This is a genomic window from Streptomyces sp. TRM70350 (assembly GCF_019219825.1).
Taxonomy (GTDB): Bacteria; Actinomycetota; Actinomycetes; order Streptomycetales; family Streptomycetaceae; genus Streptomyces.
This window is the reverse complement of sequence record NZ_JAHUXH010000014.1, coordinates 191,423-199,660: the sequence shown is the minus strand read 5'-3', so window position 1 is coordinate 199,660 and position 8,238 is coordinate 191,423. Positions and strand designations below refer to the sequence as shown.

Annotated in this window: 12 protein-coding genes, 1 tRNA gene and 1 pseudogene; 13 read left to right on the top strand and 1 reads right to left on the bottom strand. The window is 69.5% G+C overall.

The annotated features are described in order from the left end of the window. The 11 genes and pseudogenes from KWI83_RS22365 to KWI83_RS22315 all read left to right on the top strand — a co-directional run. The coding region (locus KWI83_RS22365; RefSeq protein WP_218516157.1) for a UTRA domain-containing protein at positions 1–158 on the top strand (158 nt) is incomplete at its 5' end. Between the two features lie 131 nt (positions 159–289). Then, positions 290–640, top strand: a complete 351-nt coding sequence (locus KWI83_RS22360; RefSeq protein ID WP_218516142.1) for a hypothetical protein — start codon at positions 290–292, stop codon at positions 638–640. A 5-nt stretch (positions 641–645) separates the two neighbouring features. Continuing rightward, entirely contained in the window at positions 646–2,019 is a 1,374-nt protein-coding gene (locus KWI83_RS22355) for an FtsK/SpoIIIE domain-containing protein (protein ID WP_218516141.1), read from the top strand. 81 nt (positions 2,020–2,100) lie between these two features. Further along, positions 2,101–2,757: a DUF2637 domain-containing protein gene (locus KWI83_RS22350; protein ID WP_218516140.1), complete on the top strand. Its 657-nt coding sequence runs from the start codon at positions 2,101–2,103 to the stop codon at positions 2,755–2,757. Positions 2,758–2,776: 19 nt separating this feature from the next. Beyond that, positions 2,777–2,968, top strand: coding sequence for a hypothetical protein (locus KWI83_RS22345; RefSeq protein ID WP_218516139.1), 192 nt, complete (start codon positions 2,777–2,779; stop codon positions 2,966–2,968). Next, positions 2,968–3,159 carry a mobile element transfer protein gene (locus KWI83_RS22340; RefSeq protein WP_033321455.1) on the top strand — a complete coding sequence of 64 codons (192 nt, stop codon included), beginning with the start codon at positions 2,968–2,970 and terminating at the stop codon, positions 3,157–3,159. Before KWI83_RS22345 ends, KWI83_RS22340 begins: the two co-directional genes overlap by 1 nt. Before the next feature lie 9 nt (positions 3,160–3,168). Beyond that, positions 3,169–3,363, top strand: coding sequence for a hypothetical protein (locus KWI83_RS22335; protein ID WP_218516138.1), 195 nt, complete (start codon positions 3,169–3,171; stop codon positions 3,361–3,363). 26 nt (positions 3,364–3,389) lie between these two features. After that, entirely contained in the window at positions 3,390–3,647 is a 258-nt protein-coding gene (locus KWI83_RS22330; RefSeq protein WP_218516137.1) for a SpdD protein, read from the top strand. 131 nt (positions 3,648–3,778) lie between these two features. Continuing rightward, positions 3,779–5,075: pseudogene (locus KWI83_RS22325) on the top strand (replication initiator). Then, positions 5,072–5,284, top strand: coding sequence for an excisionase family DNA-binding protein (locus KWI83_RS22320; protein ID WP_218516136.1), 213 nt, complete (start codon positions 5,072–5,074; stop codon positions 5,282–5,284). The pseudogene KWI83_RS22325 and the gene KWI83_RS22320 overlap by 4 nt, the downstream one beginning before the upstream one ends. Next, positions 5,284–6,453, top strand: a complete 1,170-nt coding sequence (locus tag KWI83_RS22315; RefSeq protein ID WP_218516135.1) for a site-specific integrase — start codon at positions 5,284–5,286, stop codon at positions 6,451–6,453. The genes KWI83_RS22320 and KWI83_RS22315 overlap by 1 nt, the downstream gene beginning before the upstream one ends. A gap of 49 nt (positions 6,454–6,502) precedes the next feature. Here the strand turns inward: KWI83_RS22315 and KWI83_RS22310 are convergent. Then, positions 6,503–6,576 (bottom strand) — tRNA-Gly (locus KWI83_RS22310). Between the two features lie 533 nt (positions 6,577–7,109). Between KWI83_RS22310 and dcd the strand changes: the two genes are divergently transcribed. Together dcd and KWI83_RS22300 are read left to right on the top strand one after the other, a co-directional pair. Next, on the top strand, positions 7,110–7,685 hold the full coding sequence (dcd, locus tag KWI83_RS22305) for a dCTP deaminase (RefSeq protein ID WP_079305965.1): 576 nt from the start codon (positions 7,110–7,112) through the stop codon (positions 7,683–7,685). A 31-nt stretch (positions 7,686–7,716) separates the two neighbouring features. Next, positions 7,717–8,214 (top strand): phosphoribosyltransferase, encoded by a 498-nt coding sequence (locus KWI83_RS22300; RefSeq protein WP_218516134.1) that lies wholly within the window; start codon positions 7,717–7,719, stop codon positions 8,212–8,214. Positions 8,215–8,238 lie beyond the last annotated feature (24 nt).

The window sequence follows — 8,238 nt, the reverse complement described above, 5'->3', positions numbered from 1 at the left end:
AGCGCGCCGAAGCCGAGCTTCTGGACCTCCCGGACGGCGTTCCCGTCCTCAGTGTCCTGGTCGTGGCATGCGACGCTTCCGGGCAGGCGCTGCAAGTCTCTGACGTGCTGCTGCCTGCCGACCGGCAAGAGCTGGAAGACACTTACCGCCTGAACTGAAGCGTTTCGCGGGCAGTTGCTCTCGACTTCTCTCCGATTCTCACTTGACAAGTCAACCTGGCATCCCTAGCTTCGAACTTGCTAAGTCAACTTGTCAGGTGACAGGTTGATCGACTCAGAAGGAGAAACCTGTGCGTGTGATCCGCGTTGACGCCTCGACCGCCACGATCCTGCTCACCGAAGCCCCGGCGCCGAAGGTGCGCGACCGGCAGACCGGTGAGATCGCCAAGGACGCCGTGAGCGGTGAGGCGCTGATGACCGTCGGCGTCGTCTACATCGACGAGGGCGAGTCGTCGCTGATCCAGGTCACCATCCCCGAGAGCGGTGTGACGGACGGCCTGACCGTCGGCGCCCCGGTCTCGCTGCCCGGTCTCGTTGCCCGGCCCTGGCAGAGCGTGTTCAACGGACAGCAGCGGCACGGCATCGCCTACCGGGCCACCGCCGTTGCACCCGGCGCCTTCTCGATGGACCAGGCGGGCTGATCGCCGTGGCGGACCTGGTGACGTGGGCCGAGCTGGGCGGGTCGCTCGCTGCGATAGGCGGTGCGGCCTACGCCCGGCGCGCCCACCCGGCGGCGTACTGGTCGACGGTCGGGCTGCCGGTCTCGGTGGCTCGGCTGCTGGCCTCGTACTCCTCGACCATGGACGCGTGCGGCCTGACGGTCGAGCCGTCCCGGTGGCGGGCCCTGGCCGTCAAGGCCACCACTCGCCGTGAGATCCGGCCGGTGCCACCTCGTCGGGGCATGATCCGGCCCACCTCGACCGGTCTGCGGCTCCGGCTGCGGCTGGCCCCGGGGCAGGAACCCGCGGACGTGGCGGCCTCGGCCGAACGGCTGCGGCATGCCTGGGGCGTTCACGCCGTGTACGTCCGGGACGTCAAGCCCGGAGTCGTGGAACTGCGGCTCGTCGGCTACGACGTTCTGCGGAAGGTGCGGATGCCTCGCCGGACCGACGCCGGTCCGCTCCGCGTGCCGGTGGCCCTGCGGGAAGACGCAACCGCCTTCGTACGCGACTACCGGGCCGTACCTCACGAACTCGTGCTCGGCGCCCCGCTGTCCGGCAAGTCCATGTACCTGCGGAACCTGCTCGCGGGGCTGGCCGCTCAGCCGGTGGTGCTCGTGGGAGTCGACTGCAAGCGCGGTGTGGAGCTGGCGCCGTTCGCGCCCCGGCTCTCCGCACTGGCCACCGACCCGGAGCAGGCGGCCGAACTGCTGCCCGTGCTCGTCGAGGAAATGGAGGACCGATACGACCTGGTCAAGGCCCGTCAGGGCATCGCGCCCGGCACTCCGGCGGAGGAGATCACCTCCGATGTCTGGGGCCTGCCGGAGGACGAACGCCCGCCACCCATCGTGCTGTTCATTGACGAAGTGGCCGAACTCTTCCTCGTCGCTACGAAGAAGGAGGAGGAGCGACGGGATGAGATGGTCACCCAGCTCATCCGGCTCGCTCAGCTCGGCCGCGCGGCCGGCATCTACCTGGAGGTCTGCGGCCAGCGGTTCGGGGCCGAGTTGGGCAAGGGCGCGACGATGCTCCGGGCCCAGTTGACCGGCCGGGTCTGCCACCGAGTGAACGACGAAGCCTCCGCCAAGATGGCGCTCGGAGACATTGCCCCCGAGGCGGTTACGGCCGCCTGTGCCATCGCCCCCGAACTGCCTGGCCTCGCCGTCGTCGGTGACACGTCCGGCGGCTGGTCCCGTATCCGCACCCCGCACCTGTCCCTCGCCGACGCTGCGGCCACCTGCCGCGACATGGCACACCTCGCTCCGGATGTTCCGGCGCTTGCGCCGTTCCGGCCGTACGTCCCGCCCGGGCCGGTGAAGGAGTCCGGCTCCGTAGCCACTCCTCAGCCGGTCACCGAGTAGCCACCCACGCTCCATCGGTCGGCGCGGCCGTCCCGCGCCAAGTCCCTACCCCACCCATGCCTGGAACTGGAAGGAGTGGCCGTGCGCGCCCTGCCCGTCCGCGTGGACGCCGTACTCGTCCAAGCACTGATCGCCGCCGCGCTGTCCTTCGCTCACCTGCATGACCTGGCGCTGGCCGCCGGACAGGACGGCTGGAAGGCGTGGGCCTATCCGGTCTCCGTCGACCTGCTGATGGTGGCGGCCTGGCGGCGGCTCCGCTCCGGTGAGGCGAGGGCGGCCGGGTGGTGCTGGTTCCTCGTCGCACTGGCCGCGTCCCTCGGTGCCAACGTCGCCACCGCCGGACTGCTCGACCTGGACGACGTACCGGCCTGGCTCCGCATCCTCGTAGCGGGCTGGCCCGCCGTCGCCTTCCTCGGCGGCACCCTGCTCGCCCACGGAGCACCGAAGCCGACCAAGACTCCGACGACGGCATCCGAACCGCCCTCGACGGCCGAGGCGCCGGAACCTACCGCCGCGCCAGTCGAACCGCCCTCGGTGGCGGCCGAACTGCCTGCCGCTGAGCGGGAGTCGGCTCCGGGCTCGCCTTCTCCGGTACCACCCGCCCTCGTCGCCATGGCCCGCAGGGTCGCCGACGAACACCGCGCCCGGACTGGAACACCCATCGACACCTCAACGCTTCGCGCACGGCTCGGCGTCCCGATGCCGCTCGCCGAAGCGATCGCCGCCCAACTCACCTAACCCCGGAGGACCTTTCCCCGTGCGCCCGTCCACGCTCCGCGCGCTCAAGCGCGCTGCCGAGCTGACCCGACAGAACCGCCTCACCGAAGCCGTACTGATCGCCGAGCCGGTGATCCTCGCCGCCGACAGCTACGAGGGCGACGAGATCTTGCGCTGGCTTGCCGACCACGTCACCGACTTCACCGGCGAAACCGAAAAGGAGATGCCCTGATGCCCGCCAACCCCCGTTTCCGCCGCGTCGTCCGCATCGGTCCCGTGCAGGTCGCCACCTACTACGACGGCCGGGGCCGCGAGAAGCACACAGCCGCCTGCACCGCACCACGCTGCGGCTTCTCCACCGACTACGACAGCCGCGCTGCCGCCGAGCTGGCCGCCCGCACCCACCGCTGCCGCGTCCGCTGAGGAGATCCCGTGACTGTCTCTCTGCCGCTCGTCTTCGTCCTGGGTGTCATCGCCTGGGCCGCGATCAAGTTCCTCGGCATCCGCCTCTGGGTCGCCGTCGTGATCGCCCTGTTCGGCTTCTGGCTCTCGCACACCTTCCTCGCCCCCGCCATCGAGTCCGGCACCCGCTCCGGAGTCGACGTCGTCAACGGCACCCACGAATGACCACCCGACCGACAAGGAACCCCGCCATGTTCCGACCCAAGCTGCCCGACACCCCGCACGTCCCGAGCATCACCACCCACATCCCGCAGGACCACGCCCCGGCTCCCTCCGCCAGCCGCTCGGTCACCCCGTTCGTGGGGGTCGGAGTCGGCGCGGTCGCCGCCGTGGTCGTCGTCGGCGTCGTGCTCACCGCGCTCCTCGCGGCGGTCGCCGTCTCGGCCGTGTCGGTGGCCATCGCCGCCGTGGTCCTGCGCTCCCTCGTCACCGGCGCGAACAAGCGCTGACCGGCCGCCGGGGCGGCAACAAGCCGCCAAGCATCCCGCCGCCCCGGGGCCGTCCCTCTCAACCGTCGAAGCAGCCGAAAGGAAGTCCCATCATCACCCGGCAGACTCCGTCCCCGCTGGCGGAACTCTCCATGCTGGCCTCCCTCGGCACCATGCCCGAGCTGGCCCGCCAACTCTCCACGCTGGGCGGCTGCACCCGCCCCGTACGCCTCGATGGCCACCGCACCGAATACGCGGTCGACACCACGACCGGTGAAATCGGCAGCGTCCTGCACCACCTCGACTCCGCTGCCCTCCCCGCCGGTCAGCTCCTCGTCCGTTGCAACAACCGCCGCGCCATGTGCGGCCTGCGCCGAGACGTACCGCCGCGACACCTACCACCTGATCACCGCCGGACTGCGCGGCGGCAAGGGCACGCCCGAACAGGTCGCCGTCCACCCGCGTGTGTTCGCCACGTTCACGGCTCCGAGCTTCGGGCCGGTCCACAACCGCCCGTCCAGCGGACGGCCCTGCGGCTGCGGTATCCGGCACGACGACACAGATCAGGTCCTCGGCACGCCCCTCGACCCAGACACCTACGACTATGAGGCGGCCGTGCTCTGGAATGCCCACGCCGGTGCCCTGTGGCGGCGCTTCTCGATCTACCTCCGCCGGGAGGTCGCCAAGCCTGCCGGTCTCACTCAGCGGGCGTTCCGCGACCATGCCCGGGTCTCCTTCGCCAAGGTGGCCGAGTACCAAAAGCGCGGCGCCGTCCACTTCCACGCGGTCATCCGCCTCGACGGTCCCGAGGGCGGCGACACCTCGCCCCCGGCTTGGGCCACGGCCGAGCTGCTGAGCGACGCCATCCGTGCCGCCGCCACCGCCACGCACGTCTCCGGACCGGAGATCGACGGCCGGGCGCACAGCTTCGCCTTCGGCCGCCAGCTCGACGTCCGCCCGATCCGCTCCGCCGACTTCGACGACGGCCAGGAGCTGACCGAGCGAGCCGTCGCCGCGTACATCGCCAAGTACGCCACCAAAGGCGCCGAGACAGCGACCGGCACCCTGGACCGGCCGATCCGCTTCCTCGCCGAGCTGGCCGGGGCCCGGATCACCGACCACGCCCGGCGAATGATCCGCACCGCCTGGACCCTCGGCGCGCGCCCCGAGCTGGCAGAGCTCCGGCTGCGCGCGTGGGCCCACATGCTCGGTTTCCGCGGCCACTTCTCCACCAAGTCCCGCCGCTACTCCACCACCCTCGGCGCCCTGCGCGACGCCCGCGCCGAGTGGCGCCGCACGCAAACCGCCCCGCCCGTCCCGCAGGACGGCGAAACCACGCTCGTCCTCGCTCACTGGGTCTTCGCCGGGACGGGCCTCAGTACCGGCGAAGCCTGGCTGGCCGCATCCCTCGAACCCGCCCCCGGAACGGAAGGAGAACCAACCGCATGAACGACCGCTACCTGTCGGTGGACCAGGTCGCCGAGTTGCTCGGCACGACTCCCCGTTTCCCCCGGCGGCTCATCGAGGAGCGGCGTATCCGGTACGTGAAGGTCGGCCGATACGTCCGGATCCCGGAGAGCGCGGTTGAGGAGTACATCGCTGCTCGCACGGTCGAGCCGCTGAGGCGCCCTCGTGCCCGATACAGGAGGGCTGCCTGATGGCCAACAGCAAGGGCAGGCGGCGCCGCTTCGGCGCGATCAGAAAGCTCCCCTCCGGCCGGTACCAGGCTCGCTATCCGGGGCCTGACGGCGTGATGCGCCCGGCGCCGTTCACCTTCGAGACGACCGCGGACGCAGACGACTGGCTCGCTGAAAAGCAGACCGAGATCCGCCGTGGCGAGTGGCGCGACCCTGAGGCCGGGGCGGTCAGCTTCCAGGCCTACGCGGACAAGTGGGTGGAGGAAAGGGAACTCGCACCACTGACTCGGGATCTCTACCGGTACCTCTTGGACAAGCACCTCTTCGCCTTCGCTGAGGCGGACCTGGACGAGATCACCGCGCCGCGCGTCCGTGAGTGGCGGGCGGATCGGCTGCGCACCACGGGTGCCAAGACGATGACGGCGAAGGCGTACCGGCTCCTCAAGGCCATCCTGGAGACGGCCGTGGACGACGAGCTGATCACGCGCAATCCGTGCCGGATCAAGGGCGCTGGTAAGGAGAAGGCAGCTGAACGACGCATCGCCACAGTCGCCCAAGTCGACGCGCTCGCCAACGCCGTGGGGATGCGGTGGCGCCTGATGGTCTACCTCGGCGCGTACGGTCCGATGCGGCCGGAAGAGCTGGCCGGCCTCCGCCGTCGGGACATCGACCTCGACAACCTGCGCGTCCGTGTCCGCCTCGCCGAGCCGGAGCGGATGAACGGGCGACGCGTCCAGGGCGACACCAAGTCCGAAGCCGGAACCAGGACTGTGATTCTTCCCGCGTTCCTCCGCCGGGAGCTCCGCTGGCACCTGGAGAGCTACGCCGAGCCGGGTCCCGACGGGCTGGTCTTCGTCGGCGAGAAGGGGGCTCCATTCAGGCGCAGCAGCTTCGGGCGGAAGTGGCGGAAGGCACGTGAGATCGTCGGCATGCCCGAGGGCTTCCGGTTCTACGATCTCCGGCACACTGGACACACCCTGTCCACCCGCTCAGGCGCCACGCTCAAGGACACGATGGTCCGCGCCGGCCAGTCCTCGGAGAAGGCGGCGCTGATCTACCAGCACTCCGACGACGAGCGGCAAGAGGAGGTCGCCGCGAGCCTCGACGCCATGGTCAGGAAGGCTCGCGCCGATGCCACGAAGCCGAAGCCCGACGAGCCTTCTGGCACCAATCTGGCACGCGACGACTGATCACCACGGACAACAAAAGGGCCCAGGTCTCTGACCTGGGCCTTCTTCGTGGAGCGGGTGACGAGAATCGAACTCGCGCTCTCAGCTTGGGAAGCTGATGTTCTACCATTAAACTACACCCGCGTAAGACGCCGACCGAGATCGGTGTCGGAACGCTCGCTTACTGTACCTCATCCCAGGCCCCCGGTGCTCCCACCGCGGGGCCTGCGGTCGTTCGCGGGGTGGGATACGGCTGCGGGCGGCGGGAGTTGGGGCGTACGGTGGAGGGGTGGGAGAGGGGCCCGGTGGGGCCGGAGTGCCGCCTGGAGGGGCGTCCCATTCATCCCGTAATGTGGCCTTCCTCGTCAGGGCATCAGCCAGACGCGGCTCTTTGGGGAAGGGACTTCAGGACTTGATGGAGCGCACCGTCGTCCGTTGTGCCGATGGGCACGTGTTCACCACCGCTTCGTTCCCGATGCAGCAGGCCGAGCGCCTCGGCCCGCGTCGGCTTCTTCGCTGTCCGCGATGCGCGCGCCTGCGCAGCGTCGTGCCGGTCGGTCTTGAGAAGCGGTAGCGGGAGAGAGACAGAGAAGAGAGACACAGAGACTGATCTCGCCGTGGGCGCGTGGAGCCGTCGCGATTGTGGGGGCTCCGCGCGCCTTGCGTATCCTCGGGGCGTGCTTCTCTCAGACAAGGACATCCGGGCCGAGATCGACGCCGGGCGGGTACGGATCGATCCCTACGACGAATCCATGGTGCAGCCGTCGAGCATCGACGTGCGGCTGGATCGGTATTTCCGGGTGTTCGAGAACCACCGGTACCCGCACATCGACCCCTCCATCGAGCAGGCCGACCTGACGCGGCTGGTCGAGCCCGAGGGCGACGAGCCGTTCATCCTGCATCCCGGTGAGTTCGTGCTCGCGTCGACGTACGAGGTCATCACCCTGCCCGACGATCTCGCCTCCCGCCTGGAGGGCAAGAGCTCCCTCGGGCGGCTCGGGCTCGTCACCCACTCCACCGCCGGGTTCATCGACCCCGGGTTCTCCGGCCATGTGACCCTGGAGCTGTCCAATCTCGCGACGCTCCCCATCAAGCTCTGGCCCGGCATGAAGATCGGCCAGCTGTGCATGTTCCGGCTCAGCTCGCCCGCGGAGTTCCCGTACGGCAGTGAGCGGTACGGGTCGCGGTACCAGGGGCAGCGCGGGCCCACCGCCTCACGGTCCTTCCTCAATTTCCACCGGACCCAGGTCTGAGCCCTCGACTGACGTGAGTGACATCAGCGACATGAGTGACGTACGGGAGAACCTGACCTACGAGCAGTTCGGCGTCGCCGTCCGCGAGCTCGCTCAGGCCGTCGCCGACGACGGGTACGAGCCCGACATAGTGCTCAGCATCGCCCGCGGCGGTGTCTTCGTGGCCGGCGGGCTCGCCTACGCCCTCGACTGCAAGAACATTCATCTGGTGAATGTGGAGTTCTATACGGGCGTGGGGACCACCCTCGACATGCCCGTGATGCTCGCTCCCGTTCCCAACGTCGTCGACTTCTCCGACAAGAAGGTCCTGATCGCCGACGACGTCGCCGACACCGGCAAGACGCTCAAGCTCGTGCGCGACTTCTGCCTCGACGCCGTCGCCGAGGTGCGCTCCGCCGTGATCTATGAGAAGTCCCACTCCCTCGTGCAGTGCGAGTACGTCTGGAAGCGCACCGACGAGTGGATCAACTTCCCCTGGTCCGTCCAGCCGCCCGTCGTGCGGCGCGCCGGGCAGGTGCTCGACGCCTGAGGCGTCAGGACAGTGACGAACAGG